At 68.7% G+C, this 18,981-nt stretch carries 19 protein-coding genes and 1 pseudogene; 12 read left to right on the plus strand and 8 right to left on the minus strand.

Annotated features, from left to right (window positions below):
- Positions 1-8 precede the first annotated feature (8 nt).
- A complete protein-coding gene (locus LQF10_RS18155; protein ID WP_231065216.1) occupies positions 9-1,784 on the minus strand; it encodes a hypothetical protein in 1,776 nt (591 codons plus the stop codon).
- Positions 1,785-2,104: 320 nt separating this feature from the next.
- A complete protein-coding gene (locus LQF10_RS18160; protein ID WP_231065217.1) occupies positions 2,105-3,073 on the minus strand; it encodes a sugar-binding transcriptional regulator in 969 nt (322 codons plus the stop codon).
- 112 nt (positions 3,074-3,185) lie between these two features.
- Here LQF10_RS18160 and LQF10_RS18165 point away from each other — a divergent pair, with 112 nt between their 5' ends.
- The 3 genes from LQF10_RS18165 (at position 3,186) to LQF10_RS18175 (ending at position 6,544) form a co-directional block, all read left to right on the plus strand.
- Positions 3,186-4,016 (plus strand): NAD-dependent epimerase/dehydratase family protein, encoded by an 831-nt coding sequence (locus tag LQF10_RS18165; protein WP_231065218.1) that lies wholly within the window; start codon positions 3,186-3,188, stop codon positions 4,014-4,016.
- 28 nt (positions 4,017-4,044) lie between these two features.
- A complete protein-coding gene (locus tag LQF10_RS18170) occupies positions 4,045-5,070 on the plus strand; it encodes a LacI family DNA-binding transcriptional regulator (RefSeq protein WP_231065219.1) in 1,026 nt (341 codons plus the stop codon).
- 232 nt (positions 5,071-5,302) lie between these two features.
- Positions 5,303-6,544: an AAA family ATPase gene (locus tag LQF10_RS18175; RefSeq protein WP_231065221.1), complete on the plus strand. Its 1,242-nt coding sequence runs from the start codon at positions 5,303-5,305 to the stop codon at positions 6,542-6,544.
- Here LQF10_RS18175 and LQF10_RS18180 read toward each other — a convergent pair.
- Genes LQF10_RS18180 through LQF10_RS18190 form a run of 3 tightly spaced genes read right to left on the minus strand, consistent with a single transcriptional unit; the run spans position 6,541 to position 10,057 of the window.
- Complete coding sequence (locus LQF10_RS18180; RefSeq protein WP_231065223.1) at positions 6,541-8,409, minus strand: D-apionate lactonase family protein; 1,869 nt, start codon at positions 8,407-8,409, stop codon at positions 6,541-6,543. The genes LQF10_RS18175 and LQF10_RS18180 overlap by 4 nt on opposite strands.
- Entirely contained in the window at positions 8,409-9,266 is an 858-nt protein-coding gene (locus tag LQF10_RS18185) for a phosphogluconate dehydrogenase C-terminal domain-containing protein (RefSeq protein ID WP_231065225.1), read from the minus strand. Before LQF10_RS18185 ends, LQF10_RS18180 begins: the two co-directional genes overlap by 1 nt.
- Entirely contained in the window at positions 9,263-10,057 is a 795-nt protein-coding gene (locus LQF10_RS18190; RefSeq protein ID WP_231065226.1) for a sugar phosphate isomerase/epimerase family protein, read from the minus strand. The genes LQF10_RS18185 and LQF10_RS18190 overlap by 4 nt, the downstream gene beginning before the upstream one ends.
- A 68-nt stretch (positions 10,058-10,125) precedes the next feature.
- On the opposite strand from LQF10_RS18190, the gene LQF10_RS18195 reads away from it, so the two are divergent.
- Genes LQF10_RS18195 through LQF10_RS18205 form a run of 3 tightly spaced genes read left to right on the plus strand, consistent with a single transcriptional unit; the run spans position 10,126 to position 11,821 of the window.
- A complete protein-coding gene (locus LQF10_RS18195; protein WP_231065229.1) occupies positions 10,126-10,857 on the plus strand; it encodes a FadR/GntR family transcriptional regulator in 732 nt (243 codons plus the stop codon).
- 22 nt (positions 10,858-10,879) lie between these two features.
- The gene (locus tag LQF10_RS18200) at positions 10,880-11,383 is read left to right on the plus strand and encodes a hypothetical protein (RefSeq protein WP_231065231.1); all 504 of its coding nucleotides are present in this window, start codon (positions 10,880-10,882) and stop codon (positions 11,381-11,383) included.
- A 39-nt stretch (positions 11,384-11,422) separates the two neighbouring features.
- Positions 11,423-11,821 (plus strand): phage holin family protein, encoded by a 399-nt coding sequence (locus LQF10_RS18205; RefSeq protein WP_231065232.1) that lies wholly within the window; start codon positions 11,423-11,425, stop codon positions 11,819-11,821.
- Here LQF10_RS18205 and LQF10_RS18210 read toward each other — a convergent pair.
- Complete coding sequence (locus LQF10_RS18210; RefSeq protein ID WP_231065234.1) at positions 11,757-12,629, minus strand: helix-turn-helix domain-containing protein; 873 nt, start codon at positions 12,627-12,629, stop codon at positions 11,757-11,759. The genes LQF10_RS18205 and LQF10_RS18210 overlap by 65 nt on opposite strands.
- Positions 12,630-12,680: 51 nt before the next feature.
- Here LQF10_RS18210 and LQF10_RS18215 point away from each other — a divergent pair, with 51 nt between their 5' ends.
- Positions 12,681-13,271 (plus strand): maleylpyruvate isomerase family mycothiol-dependent enzyme, encoded by a 591-nt coding sequence (locus tag LQF10_RS18215; protein WP_231065235.1) that lies wholly within the window; start codon positions 12,681-12,683, stop codon positions 13,269-13,271.
- 30 nt (positions 13,272-13,301) lie between these two features.
- Here the strand turns inward: LQF10_RS18215 and LQF10_RS18220 are convergent, their stop codons facing one another.
- Together LQF10_RS18220 and LQF10_RS18225 are read right to left on the minus strand one after the other, a co-directional pair.
- On the minus strand, positions 13,302-15,005 hold the full coding sequence (locus tag LQF10_RS18220) for a hypothetical protein (protein WP_231065237.1): 1,704 nt from the start codon (positions 15,003-15,005) through the stop codon (positions 13,302-13,304).
- Positions 15,002-15,301: a hypothetical protein gene (locus LQF10_RS18225; RefSeq protein WP_231065239.1), complete on the minus strand. Its 300-nt coding sequence runs from the start codon at positions 15,299-15,301 to the stop codon at positions 15,002-15,004. The genes LQF10_RS18220 and LQF10_RS18225 overlap by 4 nt, the downstream gene beginning before the upstream one ends.
- Positions 15,302-15,437: 136 nt before the next feature.
- Here LQF10_RS18225 and LQF10_RS18230 point away from each other — a divergent pair, with 136 nt between their 5' ends.
- The 5 genes and pseudogenes from LQF10_RS18230 to LQF10_RS18250 all read left to right on the plus strand — a co-directional run bounded on the left by LQF10_RS18230 (position 15,438) and on the right by LQF10_RS18250 (position 18,801).
- Entirely contained in the window at positions 15,438-15,959 is a 522-nt protein-coding gene (locus LQF10_RS18230; protein WP_231065241.1) for a GNAT family N-acetyltransferase, read from the plus strand.
- A 43-nt stretch (positions 15,960-16,002) separates the two neighbouring features.
- Entirely contained in the window at positions 16,003-16,491 is a 489-nt protein-coding gene (locus tag LQF10_RS18235; RefSeq protein WP_231065243.1) for a low molecular weight protein-tyrosine-phosphatase, read from the plus strand.
- Complete coding sequence (locus LQF10_RS18240) at positions 16,488-17,273, plus strand: fructosamine kinase family protein (protein ID WP_231065244.1); 786 nt, start codon at positions 16,488-16,490, stop codon at positions 17,271-17,273. The genes LQF10_RS18235 and LQF10_RS18240 overlap by 4 nt, the downstream gene beginning before the upstream one ends.
- A gap of 338 nt (positions 17,274-17,611) precedes the next feature.
- A complete protein-coding gene (locus LQF10_RS18245) occupies positions 17,612-17,917 on the plus strand; it encodes an alpha/beta fold hydrolase (protein WP_231065246.1) in 306 nt (101 codons plus the stop codon).
- A 25-nt stretch (positions 17,918-17,942) separates the two neighbouring features.
- A pseudogene (locus LQF10_RS18250) lies at positions 17,943-18,801 on the plus strand (IS5 family transposase).
- The last annotated feature ends 180 nt before the right edge of the window (positions 18,802-18,981 follow it).

Raw genomic sequence — 18,981 nt, forward strand, 5'->3', positions numbered from 1 at the left:
GAGCGAGGTCAGCCGAGCCCGTGAATGTTCCGCGCTTCATGGTGAACCCGCGACGCGCAGTCGAGCAGCGAGGCGCGGAATTTCTTGGCGCCGTCACTCAGCTCGGTCAGCACCAGCGCCGAGTGCCCGATGAGGTAAGCGGCACCAATGCACGCTATGTCCAACGAGAGAGCCGTGAGCTCTGGGCTCAACTCGTTCCCGTGCCAGATGTCTTCATCGTCGTCGTACCTCACGGCGTGCAGGCAGCCGAGCGTTGTCGCATGTGTGACCTGGCTCAATAGCGAGTACGCCACAACCACCCAGCCCGGGTCCCGCGGCTGCGTGGCCTGACCGAATTCCCGCAGGAGCGCGGTGAGGTGCGGAATCTTCTGACGGTTCTTCGTTGGGGGCTTGGGTGGAGGGGCCTGCACGAACGACGGGAGCTCGAACAACCGGTTTGCGGCCTCCGCGGAGACGCCGTGGCCGCGCAGCTTGTTGATGGTCTTGCGTTGGTGTGCACGGAACTCGTCAAAGTATTGCGTCGCACGTGCGGCGAATGCCTTCTGGTCCGTCACGCTGAACCGCCACCGCAGACGGGCAGCTTCCTCGAGCAGCATCCGCGCAGCGAATACCGAAATGGGGCCGGACCCGGGCTTGTCGTATGTCGAGAGGCACGTGTCGAGGTTCGAGTACGCGCCGCCGTAGCTCAGCGACTCGTGCAGTGCGGTCCCGTTCGTGAAGTGCTCCTCGCCGACCGGCGTCGCCCGGGAGATCGTCCAGAACCGCTCTGCTTCGGCGATAGTTCTGTCCAGGTCGCCCAGAAACGGGGTGACGTCGGCGAAGGTGATGATGGCTCGCGGGTTCAGGATGGTGGCGACCGGACGCACCGTTGCTGCTGCGCCCTTGTGGGTGCGTGGCTTGGTAGTGAAGAGTTGGTGGATGGGGCGCGCAGCTTCGGCGACGTCGCCGGCGAGCTCCATCGTCTTGGTCATGAACGGCTCCTGCGGCACGTCGGCGGGCCATAGTTCGGGCACCGCAGATGCGGTCCCGTGGAGCACCGTGACGACACCTGCGGCCGCGACCTGCATGAATAGCGCTTCGTAGATGTCGCGCAGGTCGTGGCCGGGCTGACCGTCTTCGCTTAGGCAGCTCTGGTGGCCCAGGTAGTTTCCGTGCCCGGCGAACGCGAGCACCATGACGGCGCCGCGAAGGCCGGTCGTGTCGAGCAGATGCAAAGGGTCGCTGGCCGGGGCGGAGCCGCCGTGCGCGTTGGTCGAGTTCAAGAAGTCCGACAGGAGTTCCTCGTCACCCGGGAGCGAGGAAGTGTCCAGCCAGGTCAGGGACTCCCCCGTCAGGTCTGCGACCGGCGGTATGGGCATCAACCATCGGGACAGGTTCTGCATTGGGACGTTGTTCTTCCGCAACGCGTCGCAGATGTTGTTCCGTTCCTCAAGCAGGTCGCCGAGCAGCAGCGAGCGCCGCGCCTCGGGGTCCTCGCCAATCCATCGCCACCGCAGCCCGTCGACGAACAGACTGCGAGCCATCGCGCCGAGCACGGTGCCGCCCATCGCGCCACCGATGAGCGACTCCGCGCACCCGTACCGCTGCCGGGAGTACATGAACGCCATCCCTGCGAGGAACCGGTCCCCGGTCAGGTCCTGGTTGTAGTCGACTGGAAGGTCATCCAGGTGGTTGCGCAGCGCGCGGGTCGCAGTCCGTAACTTCAGCAGCCCTGGGGTCGCCTCTCGCCCATCAGGACGGTCCACTGGAGGGATGAGCGATTGGTAGTAGTCGGGGTCTTTCATGCGGCTGAACTTTCACTCTTGTATGGCTCGCTGTCGGACCACAATGGTGGCGGGGTCGAGGACGCCAAGGTATCGCGCGGGCAGTTGGTTGGGAGCGTCAATCTGGGCGGAATGCAGCGGTCCTCAACCCCACGCTGCCGACCCGTCCCGTAAGCATCGAACCTTCACTGCGATCAGCCAGCAGATCAGTAGTCTCAACTGCTGCGAACGCACCGCCTTCCCGCAAGCCCGTCCGCGCCACTCCCCGGTGACGGGGCGTCAGCGGTGCCACCGGGAGCACGCCGCCGCGGGCCCCGGGCCGCACGAGGGCTCCATCCGTCCTAGAGCAACGCCCGCGCCGTCCTTGCGTCCGTGATCAACGTCGTCACCCATCCCCCCGCGAGCGCCCCTCGCACGGGATCCCTCTTCCGCTCACCGCCGGCAATGCCGATCCGGCGCGGGATCCGCCGGAAGTCATCGATGGGTATCGAGATGGTCCGCGCGTCCACATCCCCCTCGATCGCCGACCCGTCCAGCCGGAACACCCGGTGGCAGATGTCGCCCACCGCACCGTCAGCGAGTAACGTCTCCCGATCCGCAGCATCGAACGCGTTCCCGCTCTCGGCCAGCAGGTCACTCGGCTCGATGCTGCCGATCCCCACCACCGCGGCCGTCAGTTCGCGCCAGCGCTCCATCACCGCCTGAAGTCCAGGCTCGCGCAGCAAACTGTCGCGAGTCCCGCGATCGGCTACCACGCCGGGAGCCTGCACGTAGTACGCCTGCCCGCCGAGCATCCGCGCCAGTTCGCTCGCCAGCCGCTGCGCCTGCGTCTGCACCTCCGGCACGCCGATCCCGCCGAGCAGCTGCACCACTTCGCTCACGGTCGGGTTCACGGCCGGTCGCATCCGGTCCACGGTCGCGAGCAACGTCTGGCTCCAGGAGGCGATTCCCACCCGGTCCGCTCCCGTGAACGCCGTCTCCAGGTATGCCGCCCCTGCGCCCCCGATCGCGGCAATCTGCTCGGCCTCGTCGGCGTCGTCCTCGACGTCCACGATCACCGCCTCCGCCAGGCCGAACGCGCGCTCCAGCTCGCCCTCGAGCTCGGTGTGCAGCCCCGGCGCGATACTCACCGTCGTGCGCACCACCCCGAGTTGGGCGGCGCGCTTGAGCAGCCGCGACACCTTCGCCTGCGAGAGCCCGAGAGCGTCGGCGATCTGCGCCTGCCGCACCCCTTGCTCGTGGTACATCACCGCCACCTTCGTCAGCTGCCGTAGCTGCACGTCGATCGGCGGACCGTATCGTGAGGGCATCACTGCTCCTTCCCCAAGAGGTGCAAGCATATTCACAGATGAATGAATTGCGCCAGTGGGCGCACCGCGACTAGGCTCGAAATCGCTATCTCACCACGAAGGAGTGTCGACGATGATCGTCGGAGTGACCGGCAGTTCCGGCAAGCTCGGCCGTGCGACCGTAGCCCACTTGCAAGAGCACGGCCACGAGGTGATCGGCTTCGACCGTTCCGGCCCACAGGGCCCCGGCTTCACCCAGGTCGACCTCGGCGACTACGGCCAAACTCTCGACGCCCTGCTCGGCGTCACCGCACGCCACGAGGGCTTGGATGCCCTCGTCCACCTCGCGGCCATCCCGGTCAACGGCATCGTGCCCGACGCCGCCACCTTCGACGCCAACGTCAGCGCCACCTTCCACACCCTCTTCGCCGCGCACCGCGCCGGCATCCGCAACGTCGTCTTCGCCTCCAGCATCACCGCCATGGGGTTCCCCTTCGAGCAGGCCCCGCCGTCCCTCCCGGTGGACGAGACGTTCACCCGCGCGCACAACACCTACGGCCTCGGCAAGGTGGCCGAAGAAGCGATCGCCGCCCAGCTCACCGGCTGGACCGACGGCGCCTCGCTCACCGCACTCCGGTTCACGAACGTGGTCGCACCCGATGAGTACGCCACCTTCGAACGCGCCGGCGAGCCCACCTACCGGCGCGACCTGCTCGGCTCCTGGATCGACTCCCGCGACGGGGCTCTCGCCGTGCGCCTTGCCCTTGAAGCGCCCGCCACGGGCTTCCGCGTGTACAACGTCGCCCACCCCGAGTCCGGCAACAGCAGCCCCTCGGCCGAGGTGGCCGAGCGCTGGTTCCCCGGCACGCCCGTGGCCGGCGACCTCGGCGAGTACGAGTCCCTGATGTCCACCCGCAAGATCCAGCGCGAGCTCGGCTTCGCCGCCCAGCACAACTGGCGCTGAGTACGCTCAGGCAGATGGAGAACAGGGCGTGAGCAGGGTCGGCATCCGCGATGTCGCCACCCACGCCGGTGTCGGGATCGGGACCGTCTCGAACTACCTCAACCACCCCGAACGCGTCTCCCCCGAGACTGCGGGCCGCATCGCCGCCGCCATCGACACTCTCGGTTTCGTACCCAGCCAGGCCGGCCGGCAACTGCGCTCAGGCACCAGCCGCGTGATCGGCTACCTCGCCCCCGACATCTCCAACCCGTACTTCACCGAGATCGCCGAGAGCGTCGAACAGGGCGCCTCCACCCGCAACGTCTCAGTCTTCTTCGCCGACTCCCACCGCAGCCGCTCCCGAGAGGACGCCTACCTGTCGGTCTTCGAGGAGCATCGCGTGCTCGGCCTGCTCGTGTCCTCCCATGAGCCGATCGAAGACCGGTTGGCGCAGGTACGCAGGCGAGGGACGCCGTCGGTACTCGTGGGCCAGCAGGCCCACCACCCGGAGCAGCCCTCGATCTCCGTGGACGACCTCTCCGGCGGCCGGCAGGCCGCCGCCCACCTGATCGATGTCGGACGGCGCAGGCTCGCCTTCGTCGGTGGCCCTCTGACTATCGCCCAAGTCGCCGCCCGCCTGACCGGGGCGAGCGCCGCCGTCAGTGGGAGCGGGGCCGGCTTGGAGATCATCGACACCGCCGACCGCACCGTCCACAGCGGGCAGGAGGTGGGCCGTGCGCTCCTGGAACGCACCCCTGAGCGGCGACCGGACGCCGTGCTGGCCGTGAACGACCTCGTCGCGCTCGGCCTCATGCAGGCGTTGGTGCACGGCGGCGTGCGGGTGCCCGAGGATGTCGCGATCGTCGGCTACGACGACAACGAGTTCGCCGAGGCCTCCCTCATCCCGCTCACCAGCGTGCGCAGCCGGCACGAGGAGTTCGGGCCGACCATGATCGATCTGCTGTTCGAGTCCATCGCCGGGGAGTTCTCCGGGCAGGTGCACCGCACGTTCGAGCCGGCGCTGGTGGTGCGGGCCAGTACGACAGCGGGACCGGGCGCACTGCCACGCCAATGAACTGAGTCCCGGCATCACCAAGCGTCTCGTGGCGTATGTCAGGAGGACACATCAGGCCGTGCGACAACGACGTTCGCGATACATCGACAAGCACGGTGGGCCCGGCCCGGGCGGTCCTGGCCCCGAGCCGCGGCCGCCTGACTGAGCACCGCGCTACCGCCGCGACTACTGCCTCACGCGATTGGCTTGATAACATTATCAAGCCATCGGATTCGCTGATAATGTTATCAGCGTGCGCACCGCAGCCAACAACCCCTTCAGCCCCGGTTCGGACACCATCCCTCAGGTCTGGGCCGGCCGGACCGTCCAACTGAGCGACTGGCGCGACATCGTGCGTCCGCGGCGCGACGCAGGGCTTCCCGAACGCGGACGCACCATCCTCGGCGAGGCAGGGCTCGGTAAATCCTCCCTCGTGCGCAAGATCGCCCGCGATGCGGCCGACGCCGGCGACTGGGTCACCCCGCAGCTGCGCATCCCCTCCGGATCGGACCCACTCAAGCGGGTCGCCACGGCAGCCTTGGCACTCGCCGACCGGGCGGGCCTGGCCACCTCGACGGAGAAGCGCGTCAGTGATCTCCTGGCCCGTGTGCAGAGGGTGGCAGTCAGCGGCGTGTCACTGTCGGTACGTCAGGCCGACGGCCCCGAGCCCTACACAGCACTCACCGACCTTCTCGTCGAGGTCGGTCAGGCCGCCATAGCCCAACACCGGATTGCACTCATCCACATCGACGAGATGCAGAACATCGCCGATGAGCAGGTGCTCTCCCAGCTCCTGATCGCCCTCGGCGACGCACTCTCGCACGAGGTTGCGGTCCCCCTCCCTGGTGGTCTGCACGCAACGCGAACGTTGCCGATCGCGGTGTACCTCACCGGGCTGCCCGAGTTTGCCGACATGGCCGGGGCGCGCAAGGGAGCCACGTTCGCCCGGCGCTTTGCTACGACCACGTTGAGCGCCATCGACGACAACGACCTCACCGCTGCCCTGCGTCCGTTCGTCATCGACGGCTGGGAGGTCACCGACGGAGATGGTGGTGTCGCACGGATCCGGATGGAACCGGCTGCCGCGGACCTGATCGTGACGCTCTGCCAGGGAGAACCCTTCCTCTTCCAACTTGCCGGCGAACGCGCCTGGTACGCGAGCACTGCGGACGTCATCGCCGCGGACCAGGTCCTCGCAGGCTGGGAGGTCGCCGCTCCGGAGGCGGTGGCCCATGTCGAGCGGATCCTCGAGCGGCTCCCGACCCGAGAACGAGAGTTCGTGCAAGTGATGGCCGAGCTCCCGGCGCCGGAGCGCACGCTCACGCGAATCGCGCAGGAGCTCGGGCTCACCAAGCACACCGATGCCGGCCCGACCTCACAGCGCCTCGACACCGTCCGAGGGATCATCACCCGCGGAAAGCCCTATACCTTCAGGCACCGCGCCGTCGAGGCGTACCTCACGAGCGACTGGCCGTACGTGAGCCGGCACGACTAGGAGATCGTCCGCCTCACCCAGGACGCCTCCTCGACGCACTCGGTAACCGTCCCGGCGGGCGTGTTCACGCGCACCTCCCGCGAGACCGGGTGCAGGTTCGCCAGCAGCAGCGTGGTCTGGGGACCATCCGTACTTCCCACAGCCCAGAGCAGGCCGTCGGGGCTGTCGCCGCTCAGCAGTTGCACAGCCCCCGACGGCGCAGCGTGCGCCGATCTGTTCCCGTGCGTGACCGCAGGGTCACCCGGGGTCGCCAAGCAGAGGAGCGCCTCGATCGCGGCCGCCACCGGGTACGGCGTGCCGTCGCTATCGACCACGCCGCGCGGGCCCCACTGCTCGAAGTAGCTGATCGAGGCAACCCCGGGCACTGCGAGCGCCGCTGCGCTGGCGATCGTCCAGGCGGCCAGCTCGGGTGCCTGCTGGCGCGGGTCGGTCGCGTCGGCCAGCGCCGGGCCGTAGCCCTCAGTCAGGTCGGTCCGTGTCGATCGCGCATAGTCGTGCTCGGCGACGGCATTGAAGGGCGGCCGCAGGGTCACCGGACCGATGTGCACCCCCGCCCCGCCGGCCTTCTCCCCCGCCAGCGCCACCATGCGGCGGGCAAGAATGCGCTGCATCGCCACCGACTCCACCAGCTGCGGGGTTCCGAGGTCGTGGAAGAGCGGCGACATCGCCACCGCCAACCCGTCCAGGTCGGCCGGGAGAAGGTGCTGCCCGCGGTTCAGTTCAGTGAAGTGGGATCGGGCGCCACCGACCACCGGCAGGTCCAGCCCGGCGGCGTCGAGCGCATCCCGGAGCACGGCGATCGTCGCCGTGTCGGAGACGTGTCGCGGGGACCCGCCGGCATAGGCACCCACCCGCAGCACGCGCCGGCCCACGAACCCATTGACGACGGAGCGCACCTTCTCGCGGTTGGCAGGGTCGGCTGAGTCGGCAGGTTCCAGCACCAGGCGCACGTCGAGCGGGTGGCCGCTGGCGACGGCGCGCTCCAGCACGGCCCGCCAGGTCGCCGTCCTGAGGTCAAGGTCGACCAGCAGCGGCACGCCCCTATCCATGCCGATCTCAGGCGCCGGGTCGGGCGCAGTCCCCGCGCCGAGACCGAACTGCGGGAGCGGGCCGGCAGCAGCGAGATCGATGACGTGCGGGCCGTGCCCACCAATCCCCTGCGAACTCACGCCCCGCCCCGGTGCCAAGGCGGCACCAGAGGGGACCTGCGCCGTCGTGCGTGATGCGCTGAGGATGAGGCCATGACGGATGCGCTCACCCGCCCCGATCCGATACGGGAACGGCAGGGAGAGGGGGCGGTTGTAGGTCTTGAAGGAAGCGTCGGTCCAGTTGCGCTGGTCCTCCATCTCGAACACGTCGCCCTCCAGGCCCAGCTCCACCCGGAGGCCGCCCTGATCCCAGGTGAGCCCGGCGATGTCGCGTGCCGGCTGATGCGGAGCGGGAGCCTCGGGGAACTCGGCCGGTGACCGGCCGCCGTCGGGGTGGCGTACGACCAGCGGGGTTCCGGCCAGTGCCGGGGGATGGAGCACGATCAGCCCGGCGCGGTTGGTCCACAGTTCCTCGGCGGGCTCCAGCTCAACCGTGGCGGTGAGCCGGTCGCCGTCGATCTCCGCGCGCAGCGAGCCGGTGACCTGCGGCGCGGTGGCCTCGAGGCGCACGGTGACCGAGGCGTCGGTCATGTCCACGGAGGTCACCGACCACGGCACGGTCATCCAGTCGGCCACCCGAACGATCGCGCGCACCCCGCGCAGCAGCACCTGCCCGTCCACGGCGATCTCGGCGAGTTCACCGTCGCGGACGAGCAGGGCCCACCGCCCGCTCGTGACGGAGCGGGCCGGCGGGAACCAGGCTGGCCCCTCGGGCATCAGCGCTCGATGGCGTCGAGGTGCAGCATGCGGGCGAGGTTCTTGTCGAGTTCGTCGTCACGGAAGATCTTCTTCCAGTCCTCCTTGATGATCGACTCGCGCCCGTAGTCCATGGCGATCAGGCACGCGTCGCTGAACGGGTTGTCCCCGCGCAGACCGTTCGCGAGCGCCACCTGGGTGTGGCCGTAGAGGATGCTGCGCGCGGCGGCCTCGGGCACGCCCATCGTGTTCACCGCCTCCTGCAGTGCCTCGTTCAGCAGCTCACCGATCATGCAGGCCACGGTCTCCACCAGGGTCGGCTCGAGCTGGGCGAGCTGCTTGACGGTGACCCAGTGCACGTCGATCACGGGGGCGTAGATGGCGCGGACCGTGGTCTCCACAAGGGTCTTCACGGCCTCATCGTCGGACTCGACGGCGGCAATGGCATCCTGCGGGGCGGCGATGCCGCCGAAGGTGTCGGCCCACTCCTCGGGGGTCTTGCGCTGCAGGAAGACCGACGGGTGGCACGGGTGGGCGACCGCCTGGATGACATCCTCGCGGGTGGCGAGCAATCCGGCGTAGGCGGCGGCCGGGTCGAGGGTGAGCACCACGGCGCCGGCGCGCATCTGCGGCACCAGCTCGGCGGTGACCGAGGCGAGCGCGAGGTCCGGCACCGCCAGGACGACGATGTCGGCGTCGGCTACGGCGGTGGCGGCGTCGGTCAGCTCGCGGCCGGCGTCGATCGTGCGCTGGCGGCCGGCTTCAGAGTTCTCGACGTAGCGGACCGTGTGGTCGGTGCGGACGAGGTTGTTGGAGACGCGCATCCCCATCTTCCCGCCGGCGCCGATGACGGCGATCGTGTACGTGTTCTCACTCATGTGGTGCTCCTCAGATAGTCGACGGCGGTACGGGTCCATTCCCGTTCCGTGCGGATGGTGGTCTCGGGGTCGTCCTGCCAGGGCAGCCAGTGCTCGACCACCTCGTTGATGCCGCGTTCGCGCGGGCGGACGGTGCGCAGTAGGTGCGGGTAGTCGTGCAGGCCCTCGCCCATCGGGGCGCCGCTATAGGTGAAGCCGACCCAGCCGGGCTGGCGGGCGAAGGCGTAGTCCTTCACGTGCACGGCACGGGTGAGATCGGCGACCTGCTCCACGCAGGCCTGCGGGTTCTCCAACCGGGCGACGACGTTGCCCGGGTCGAGGCAGATCCCCAAGTTCTCGCTGCCGACTCCTTCGACGAGGCCGAGCAGGTCGGTGGTGGGCAACTGTTCGTAGGTTTCCAGGGCGAGGGTGACGCCGGCTGCTTCGAAGGCGGGCATCGTCTCGGTCAACCACTGGCGGGCTTGCTCGAGGGTGGGCCGCGAGTCGGGCCCGTAGATCATGGTGCGGATCAGTGTGGCGTCGAAGACGGCGGCAATCTCCAGGAAGCGGGCCAGGTGGCCGGGGTCGATGCCCTTGGTGCCGAGCTCGATCACCAGGTCCAGGTCTTGTGCTGCGGCGGCGGCATCGGCGAGTTCGGCGTCATCCATCTGCTCCAGCGGCGCGTAGTCGCAGATCTGATGCAGGCCGATGCCGAGGTCGCGGGTGGCCTGGAAGGCCTCCGGCAGCGTCATCGGCCGCGGGTTGCGGTCGGAGAGCTGCCAGAAGAAGGCGTAGGTGCCGAGTCCGAACATGAGGCCATTTTGGCGAACCGGTTGACCAATTGCAAGAGCGCAGGTGCTGGTGCCGGTACTCTCATGCCATGCCAGCCAGCGACCGTTCCGCCGAGATCACGGCGTCCCTGGGCTCGCTGCCGGGCACCACACCGGTCTCGGAGGTGGCGCGCCGCCTCCTCGATCTCTTCACCGGAGGCTCGTTCGAGCCCGGCACCCGCCTGCCCGCCGAACGCCAGCTCGCCGCGGCCTTGGGGGTGGGGCGATCCGCGGTGCGGGAAGCCCTCGCGGCTCTGGAGATCCTCGGCATCGTGCAGGTGCGGCCCGGCTCGGGCACCTACCTGCGCGGGACCGCCAGCACGCTCCTGCCCCGGACGTTGCGGTGGGGCCTGCTGATCGGTTCGCGAAGCACCGCGGAGTTGCTGGAGCTGCGCTCCGGGCTGGAGACGCAGGTCGCCCAGCTGGCGGCGAGCCGTGCGAGTGAGCACGATCTGACGGAGTTGCGCGCCGCGGTGGACCGGATGCGTGAGAGCACGGCCGACCTGGGCAGGTTCGCGGCTGCTGATCACGACTTCCACGACCGACTCGCGAGCGCGTCGCGCAACGAGACGATCGTGGACCTGCTGCATGTGGTTCGATCCTTGCTGCAGGTCTACGCCGACCGAGCGGTGCATGACGAGGACTCGGCGCGGCGCGCTCTCGACGAGCACGAGGCTGTGCTGCACGCCATCACCGAACGCGATGAGGTGGCCGCGGCCGCCGCCATGGCGGCGCACATGACGACGGCGAACTCCCGCCTGGGCGAGGAGGCACAGCGATGACCTGGCCGGATACGCTCACTGCGTGACGCTGCTCCTGACCCCGGCCCGCCGCCGCCGCGTTGGCACCGTGCATATCGCCCTCGGCTGCCTGGGCGCCGTCGTCGCGGTAGTCCTACCGCTCGCCGGCATCGGTGCCGTGAACGCGGCCAGCACCGGCGAGTCCGGACTCCTCGCCCCGGCGGCGGTCCTCCTGTTCGCCCTGCTGACCGGATTCGTCGCGGTCTACACCGTGTCCCTGTTCCGGAAGGCGGCTCGATGGCTGCGAGCGGCCAGATCGCCGGCCCTCGCCGGCGTCACCACCGGCCAGGTCCAGGAGATCACGACCAACCGATTCCGCACGCGCGTGGGCGTCGCCGTACCGGACCGGTCGCCGAGCACGCTGCTCACCGAGGACGGGCTGGACAAATCCAGCATGGTCGGCGATCAGCTCCAGCTCGAGTGGTATCTGGTGGAGGCCCGCGCCATGGGCGCCTACCGGAACACCCGCACCGGGCGAATACGAGCCGTGACGGGAGTACTGCAGTAACGCTGAATCCTCCCGGCCACAGGTGCGAGAATGGCGCGTATGAGCTTTCTCATCAAGGTCCTCATCAACGGCGTCGCCCTCTGGCTGACCTCACTGTGGGTGAGCGGCGTCGACTTCCGGACCGATGACACCCCCCTGAACACCGTGATCGTGGTGGCCGCCGTCGCGCTGCTGTTCACGATCGTCAACGCGATCGTGAAGCCGCTGGTGAAGCTGGTCTCGATCCTGTTCTACGTTCTCACCCTGGGCCTGTTCTTCCTGGTGGTGAACGCGCTGATGCTGCTGCTCACCAGTTGGCTCACCGGATTCACGGACTACGGGCTCACCGTGGACGGCTTCTGGACGGCGGTGCTCGCCGGACTGATCATCACGATCATCGCGGTGATTCTGACCCTGGTTCTGCCCGATGGGCGGAAGAAGGAGCGCTCGCGCCGCTGACGTTCTCCGCAAGAAACCGGCCCGGCGTCATCCCGAGCACGGCGCGGAAGTCCCGCGTGAAGTGGGCCTGATCGGTGTAACCGAGATCGGCCGCGATGCGTGCCAGGTTGCCGCGTTCCCCGGAGCGCAGTGACGCCACCGCATCCCAGAGTCGGCGTCTGCTGATCACCCAGCGAGGAGAGAGCCCCACCCGCCGGGCGAACATCCGCTGCAGGGTGCGTTCGGCGACCGCGAACTCCGTGCACACCTGGGCCACACGCGTGATGGCTGAGTCATTCTCGATCCGCTCCACCATGGCGTTGACCAGGATGCCCTCCTCGTCCACCTCCAAGTCTGCGATGGCCTCCTCCAGGAGGCGGCGCGTGCGAGCGATGCGCTCCGGATCCGCCGGGTCCGGAGCCATCAGCTCCCGGACGGCGGGAATCGTCTCCTCGAATCGGCGCAACTCGGTCAGGGGGAGACTCCGCTCGCACAGGGCTTGCACGGAGGCGCCGGAGAGGAGATAGCCCGCGGCCGGTTGCAGCATCAATCCGGCCGTCCACCCACTCCCGCTCAGGGTCTTGGTGCTCAGCCCCCGCTCTGGGCCGTGGAAGCGGGCGTCAGCTGGTGCGATCGTGACCAAGCAGACCGGGTAGCGCAAGATCCGCTGCACGGTCTCCTCTCCCGGGGGAAGGTCCCAGACGGGGGTCCAGTGCCGCCGGATCAGCCCGCGCAGGTTTGCCGATGGCTCACCACGATGAACGGGCGGGGAGAACCCCGTGGCGTCCTTGAGGTGAGCCCGAGCCACCAGATCGTCCCGCGCATCCATGTGTCGGATTCTTGCAAGAATCCCCGCCGGCGGCCTTGCCACCATGAACTCATGACCACTCCGGAGACCACCCCCGCCCACGACATCTCAACAGACCCGCAGACGGAGCCGGCCGCCGTCGCCCCGTTCAGTACGCACCTGCCCGCCTTCACCCGCGTGGTGGAGTCGACTACGAACTGGGACGCCCCGAGCCCATGCGAGGGCTGGTCTGCGGCCGATGTGCTGGACCACGTGATCGACAGCCAGCGCGATTTCCTCGCTGAACGTGTCGGGCCCGTCGGCGAGCGCCCGACGGGGAGTCCGGTGCTGCGCTGGCAGGAGCACCATGACCGAGTCGCCGCGCTCGTGACTGAGGCCGCACGGGCCACCACCTTCGAGGGGTACCTGGGCCCGACATCCGTGGCTGAGGCGCTCGACCTGTTCTACAGCATGGATCTGCTCGTCCACCGGTGGGACATCGCCCGGGCGGACGGCCGGGCCGAGGCTTTCACCGACGCCGAGCTGGACCAGATCGAGGCCGCAGCACGCGTTGGCGGAGCCGCGCTACGCATGGAGGGGATCTGCAAGGCCCCGGTGCCGATTGCCCAGGAGGCACCGCGGCAGCACCAGGTGCTGGCATTCCTCGGGCGAGACCCGCGCTGACACTCCGGTTCTCTCGGCACCCCACCCCGCTCACTCCTCGCGCTGCATCTGGAAGTACATCGATTCGGTGGTGACGGAGCCGGAGGGGAACACGTTCGCGGACTGCGCCTGCCAGCTGGCGATGGCCGGGTCGTTGCTGGCATCGATGAGGGCTCCGGTGCGGGCATAGGCAGGCAGATCGTGCGAATCACCGATGTGACTCACCCCCTGGTCGGCCGCGAGCTCGGAGTCGGTCAGGGTCCGTCCTACCGTCACCCGGTTCCCGGCCACCGGGTTCTGCGTGTTCGACAATGCGTGTACACCGTCCTCCTCATGTTCCACGTGCAGCACAGCCACGTCATCGGGGGTAGGGATGTGGCCGGTCGGTCCACCGAAGGTGATCACGGACTCGATGTCGAACTGGCTCTGCACCAGCGGGTCATGCGCGACGCGCATCACGGTCATCCCAGCCTGGGAGTGCCCGGCGAGCATCACCGGTTCGCCCTGCTGAACCCCGGCGGCGTGCAGCGCCTGGACGAGACCCTCCTGGGAGGCGGCGCCCTGACCAGTGAACAGATTCAGGTTCGATTCCCAGTCATTCGGGTTCGGATTGCGGATGGCACCGCCCAGGTGCTGCACCGCAGTGTGCGCGAGTGGGCCGGCCAGCGCTGGCATCGCGGGGGTGAGAGACGTCGCAGGGGTGAGCGGCGCCGTGGGGATCACGGGAACGAGTGGCGGTGCAGGACTGTTCCGGATCAGCGGGGCAAGCGGCGCCAATGGGGTCGCCTGGGCCGCGGTCGCCAGCAGCGGGTTGACGAAGGGGAGGGTGGCGGGCCGCGGATCGTCCAGCGAGCTCTGCGTCCCTGGGACGTACACCTGCCACGAGACGTTGCCGTCTGCATCAGTGATCCGATCCAGACGGACCGTTCCTTCCGGGAGATCGTCCCGTTCGCGGAAGTCGCCGATGCCAACGGCCGTATCCGCCACACCGCTCGCGGCGTAGGTATCGCGGACGTGCAGTCGACCGTTCACCACCTGCGGTGTGGGATACACGCGCTGAACCGTCACGTCCGTCCCTGTGCCCAGCAGCAGACCAGTCGTGTAGCTGAGCGCCGACGCGAGTAGCACGGGGCGATTCACGTTCTCGAATCCGGGAATGAACCACTCCGGCACCGGACCTCCGGTGAGCATCCAGCTCATCTCCTCCAGCATGTAGCCGAGCCCAGGGCCGGTCGGCGTCAGCTGCCCGCGGTCAGCGGCCGCCTCCACGTTGCCTGCCACGATCATGGCGAACCGAGGAACCGCCCACGGGAGGTAGTCCAGTCCGAACAACCATGGGATAGGTTCAGGCGCTCCGGTGATCGAACGCGGGACGGTGTACACGAACCCTCCCCGCACCTCGTCCTCGGCCCGTTGATACTCCTGCCCTGCTTCCTGCAAGGCATCGGCGAGGTCAGAGGCCTCCCGGATGGCGGTGAGCAGGCGCAGTTTCGCTCCGCGGCACTGCGCCTGTGCGTACCGGCCGGAACTGGGGGCCAGCGCAGTGCTGTTCAGGAGCGAGCGCTCCGCGAGGTCGACGCGGGTGTACACCTCGTGCAGCCTGCCCTCGATCGCGGACGCCTTCACTCTCAGGCCGGAGAGTTCGGCGGTGTCGGCATCGATCGCCACACCGTAGACGTTCAGCTGCTCTGCGGCCTGACCTGACCAGTACCCATCCCGGTTGCCATCGGGGACCGGGTCGATACTGCCGCTCATACCGGTATCGGAGCGCCGGTGAGCAGCGCCTGCCGGACGTGCTCCAGCTCGGCCTCATGGGTTCGCGCAGCAGCGGCGGCCAGCTCGATGTCAACGGCAGCGGCATCGATCGCGCTGGCGAGGTCACGGACGCGGCGGGTGTACGCGCGTGCAGCCGGTGAGCGCCAGTGCGTGGGTTCCAGATTCGCGGCGGATGTGGACACCTCCGAGGCATCGGTGGCGGCAGCGGTCAGCGTGAGCGACGAGTTCAGGTTCAGGGGTGCGCCGCCGTGCCGCAGCGGGGTGGGTGGGTTCATTCGAGCCTCCTCTTCTCCCTGCTGACGGTAGGGACGCCATGGGCGCCGTGGCGCGGCATGGAGGAGGGGCTGTGGACGGGGAAGCATCGGAGCTCACTTGGGAACATCCGGGCTCGTGGCAGGCAGAATGGCCGCTATGACGCAAGCGCCCGTGCTGGACTCGTTGGAGACTGAGCGCCTCCTCCTCCGGCCCCGCCGCGTGAGTGAGGCAGCCGTCTATCGCCACCTATGGACCGAGCGAGATCCGCGGGTGCCCGCACATCGGCAGATCAGTCCCGACGGCCGGCCGACCATCGCCGAGGTGGGTGAGCAGATCGCCGGTGGAGGTGAGCCGGGCCTGCTGGGGGTCGAGCGCAAGGGCACCGGTGACGTGATCGGCTACTGCGGGCTGATCGGCCATGGGAGTGGCTCACCGGAAGAACCGGAGCTGGCGTACGAACTGCTGCGCGCAGCACACGGCCACGGGTATGCCACGGAGGCGGCTCAGGCTGTGGTGGACTGGGCCGCTGATGCGGGCTACCGGCGGCTGTGGGCGGGAGTGCGCGACTGGAACATCGCCTCGCGACGAGTACTGGACAAGCTCGGTTTCCGCGAGAGCGGCGCCGTGACCCGCGACGCACGCCACGGCGACAGCCTGCTCACCGTACGAGACTTGTGAATCGCCGTCGTGGTACCGCCACGGTCGACTGTGAGGAGAACGCATGACCTACCGAATCAGCGTGGTGTGCACCGGGAACATCTGCCGCTCCCCGATGGGAGAAGCGGTGCTGCGGGACGCATTCGAGGAGGCCGGCCTCGGCAACCGGGTTGAGGTGATCTCCGCGGGTACGGGCGCCTGGCACCTCGGTGACGATGCCGATCACCGCACCCATCGCGTCCTGACCGCGCACGGGCACGAGCTGGTGGGGCACCAGGCCACCCAGTTCACCGCCGCGGACTTCGCCGATCTTGATCTGGTGCTCGCTCTCGATTCCGGCCACGCGCGGGAGCTGCGGCACCTGACCGCCGATGAGCAGGCCCGGGCCAAGATCCGGTTGATCCGCAGTTTCGACCCCACCACACCGGACGGTGCGGACGTGGCCGACCCCTACTACGGCGAGCACAGCGACTTCGAGACCGTGTACGCGCAGGTGAGCGCCGCCGTCGACGGGTTGGTGGCATACGTGCGGGCGGAACTGGAGGAGCGATGAGGAATTGGCGCAAGACCGACTTTCCGCACCCGGACGCTGCCCTCGCCGAGGCCGATGGCCTGCGATGGCTGGCAGAGGCCGACGGCGGTGCGCGGGTGGCGCAGGTGCGTCACGTCGAGGCGGGGGTGCTGGACCTGGAGCATGTGGCCACCGGCCGCGGTACGCCTGCGATGGCCCGGGCGTTCGGCGCGGCGTTGGCTCGCACCCACGCGGCTGGTGCGCCGAGCTTCGGCTACGTCCCTGGATCGACCGGCGGTTTCATGGCCGGTGCGCCGATGCCCGGATCTGACGCCGCCACCTGGGGTGAGTTCTACGCGGACGCACGGGTGCTGCCGTTCGTGCGCCGGGCGGAGGCGGACGGGGCGTTCAGCGAGCGCGAGTTGGGTGTCTTCACCGAACTGGCTGATCGGCTCCGGTCGGGGCAGTTTGACCATGAGCAGCCGGGGCTGCTGCGCGACGGTGGAGTCGCCGTCGCCCGCCTGCATGGCGACCTGTGGAGCGGCAACGTGCTCTGGGGCGCTGGCGATACCGGCGGCGAGGTGGTGCTGATCGATGCCACCGCGCACGGCGGGCATGCGGAGACGGACCTGGCGATGCTGGACCTGTTCGGGGCGCCGCACCTGGAGGAGATCCTGGCCGGGTATCAGGAGGTGTCGTCGCTCGCCGAGGGATGGCAAGACAGGGTGGCCCTGCACCAGGTGAACCCGCTGCTCGTGCACACGGTGCTCTTCGGTGGCGGCTACGCCCAGGCGGCCGTCGCCGCCGCCGCTCGCTACCTCTAACCCAACCCCACACCTCTGCCCCCCGCACCCCATCCCCGCGAGTGCGGCCAATCTCGCTCACCTGGCGAGATATTCACGAGATCGACAGCACTCGATCCCGGTTGAGTGCGGGACGGGGACGCAGCCGACTGGTGATCACGTCCGCCCCTACGCGGGCATCCTCCGCCGACGACGCCGAGGGTCCGGTTGCCACAGCACCGATGAGTTTTCGTGCAGCCGGATGTCCACCATGACGAAACCGATGATGATCGCGCGTGCCGCGGGGCACCAGCGGCCGGTGGGGATGCGCGGGCGTGCCCCGACGACCCGTTCCGCCACGCAACTCTTGGAGGTCCGTGATGCATCCAACCGACTCAACTCATTCATCCTGGTCCGGGCACCGCACCGTCCGAGGTGGCACCGTCGAGGTGAACAGCGTGACGCTCGGGATCGAGCAGTTCGGCGACCCCGCGGACCGGCTCATCCTGTGCGCGGGCGGCACCACCATGCTCTCCTGGCCCGACGAGCTCTGCGCGGCCCTCGCGCGCGGCGGGCGGCACGTGGTGCGGTATGACCTGCGCGATTCGGGTGCGTCGCTCACCCTCGATCCCGAAACGCCGGCGTACACGCTGCGTGACCTAGGGCGCGTGTCTCATAAAGGTTGAGGGGTCTGGCTGAAATGCTGGAGGAGTGTCGCGCTTCCAGCTTCTTTCGGATGATCAGTGGGCGTTCATCGCGCCGTTCCTCCCGTCGCGGATCGGCCGGCAGGGTCGTCCGTTCGCGGACGCGCGGATGATAGTCGAGGGCATCATCTACCGGTACCGGTGCGGAATCGCGTGGCGCGACCTGCCGCGCGAGTTTGGACCCTGGCAGACAGTATGGCGGTGGCATCGCAACCTCGCCGGCGACGGAACCTGGGACCGGATTCACCAGACGCTGCTCGCCGCAGTCGACCGGGACGGGACGATCGGCTGGACGGTGTCTGTGGACTCCACAATCGCTCGCGCGCATCAGCACGCGAGCACCCTCACGCGCCTCACAGGGGGCTGGATCGAATTGCACGGATCCGGCCGTCGAGCCGCCTGACCACGCGATCGACCGCTCCCGCGGCGGGCTGTCGACGAAGATCCACCAGCTCGTCGACGACCACGGCTTACCACTAGGGATCGCCGTCGCGCCCGGCCAAGCCGGCGACGTCCCGGCGCTGCTGCCTCTGCTGAGCACGCTGCGCGTGGCCCGTGCGACAACGCGTACTCCTCGCGCGCGATCCGTGCCCACCTGCGCAGCCGTGGGATCCGCGTCGTGATCCCGCAACCGCGCCGACCAACAGTCCCACCGGAAGCGGCGCGGCTCGCGCGGCGGGCGTCCGCCAGCGTTCGACGCGACCGACTACAAGGGCAGGAACGTCGTCGAGCGCCGCTTCTGCGATGCCAAGCGGTGGCGCGGGCTCGCGACCCGTTACGACAAGCTCGCGGTCGTGTTCCGCGCCGCAGTGGTACACGACGCGGTGGTCGCCTGGAGCCAGCAATCTTTATCAGACACACCCTAGACCTGTGAAGGTCACGCCTGAGCATGAGCTGGCAAGACCGGCGGCGGCGTGACCAAATTGCGATACATAGATCTCGCTTGCCGAGACACGCGTAATTGAGCCTCAATTGCTGGACATGCACTAGAGACGGCGGGCCTTCTCGCGAGGTGGTGTCGTCAAGGGAGGTCTCGGCAGAAGTTC

It is taken from the genome of Ruania halotolerans (assembly GCF_021049285.1).
Taxonomy (GTDB): Bacteria; Actinomycetota; Actinomycetes; order Actinomycetales; family Beutenbergiaceae; genus Ruania; species Ruania halotolerans.

Coding starts and splice junctions, on each gene's coding strand:
- LQF10_RS18155 (WP_231065216.1), bottom strand. CDS start 1,784: ATGAAAGACCCCGACTACTACCAATCGCTCATCCCTCCAGTGGACCGT.
- LQF10_RS18160 (WP_231065217.1), bottom strand. CDS start 3,073: ATGCCCTCACGATACGGTCCGCCGATCGACGTGCAGCTACGGCAGCTG.
- LQF10_RS18165 (WP_231065218.1), top strand. CDS start 3,186: ATGATCGTCGGAGTGACCGGCAGTTCCGGCAAGCTCGGCCGTGCGACC.
- LQF10_RS18180 (WP_231065223.1), bottom strand. CDS start 8,409: ATGCCCGAGGGGCCAGCCTGGTTCCCGCCGGCCCGCTCCGTCACGAGC.
- LQF10_RS18185 (WP_231065225.1), bottom strand. CDS start 9,266: ATGAGTGAGAACACGTACACGATCGCCGTCATCGGCGCCGGCGGGAAG.
- LQF10_RS18190 (WP_231065226.1), bottom strand. CDS start 10,057: ATGTTCGGACTCGGCACCTACGCCTTCTTCTGGCAGCTCTCCGACCGC.
- LQF10_RS18195 (WP_231065229.1), top strand. CDS start 10,126: ATGCCAGCCAGCGACCGTTCCGCCGAGATCACGGCGTCCCTGGGCTCG.
- LQF10_RS18205 (WP_231065232.1), top strand. CDS start 11,423: ATGAGCTTTCTCATCAAGGTCCTCATCAACGGCGTCGCCCTCTGGCTG.
- LQF10_RS18210 (WP_231065234.1), bottom strand. CDS start 12,629: ATGGATGCGCGGGACGATCTGGTGGCTCGGGCTCACCTCAAGGACGCC.
- LQF10_RS18215 (WP_231065235.1), top strand. CDS start 12,681: ATGACCACTCCGGAGACCACCCCCGCCCACGACATCTCAACAGACCCG.
- LQF10_RS18220 (WP_231065237.1), bottom strand. CDS start 15,005: ATGAGCGGCAGTATCGACCCGGTCCCCGATGGCAACCGGGATGGGTAC.
- LQF10_RS18225 (WP_231065239.1), bottom strand. CDS start 15,301: ATGAACCCACCCACCCCGCTGCGGCACGGCGGCGCACCCCTGAACCTG.
- LQF10_RS18230 (WP_231065241.1), top strand. CDS start 15,438: ATGACGCAAGCGCCCGTGCTGGACTCGTTGGAGACTGAGCGCCTCCTC.
- LQF10_RS18235 (WP_231065243.1), top strand. CDS start 16,003: ATGACCTACCGAATCAGCGTGGTGTGCACCGGGAACATCTGCCGCTCC.
- LQF10_RS18240 (WP_231065244.1), top strand. CDS start 16,488: ATGAGGAATTGGCGCAAGACCGACTTTCCGCACCCGGACGCTGCCCTC.
- LQF10_RS18245 (WP_231065246.1), top strand. CDS start 17,612: ATGCATCCAACCGACTCAACTCATTCATCCTGGTCCGGGCACCGCACC.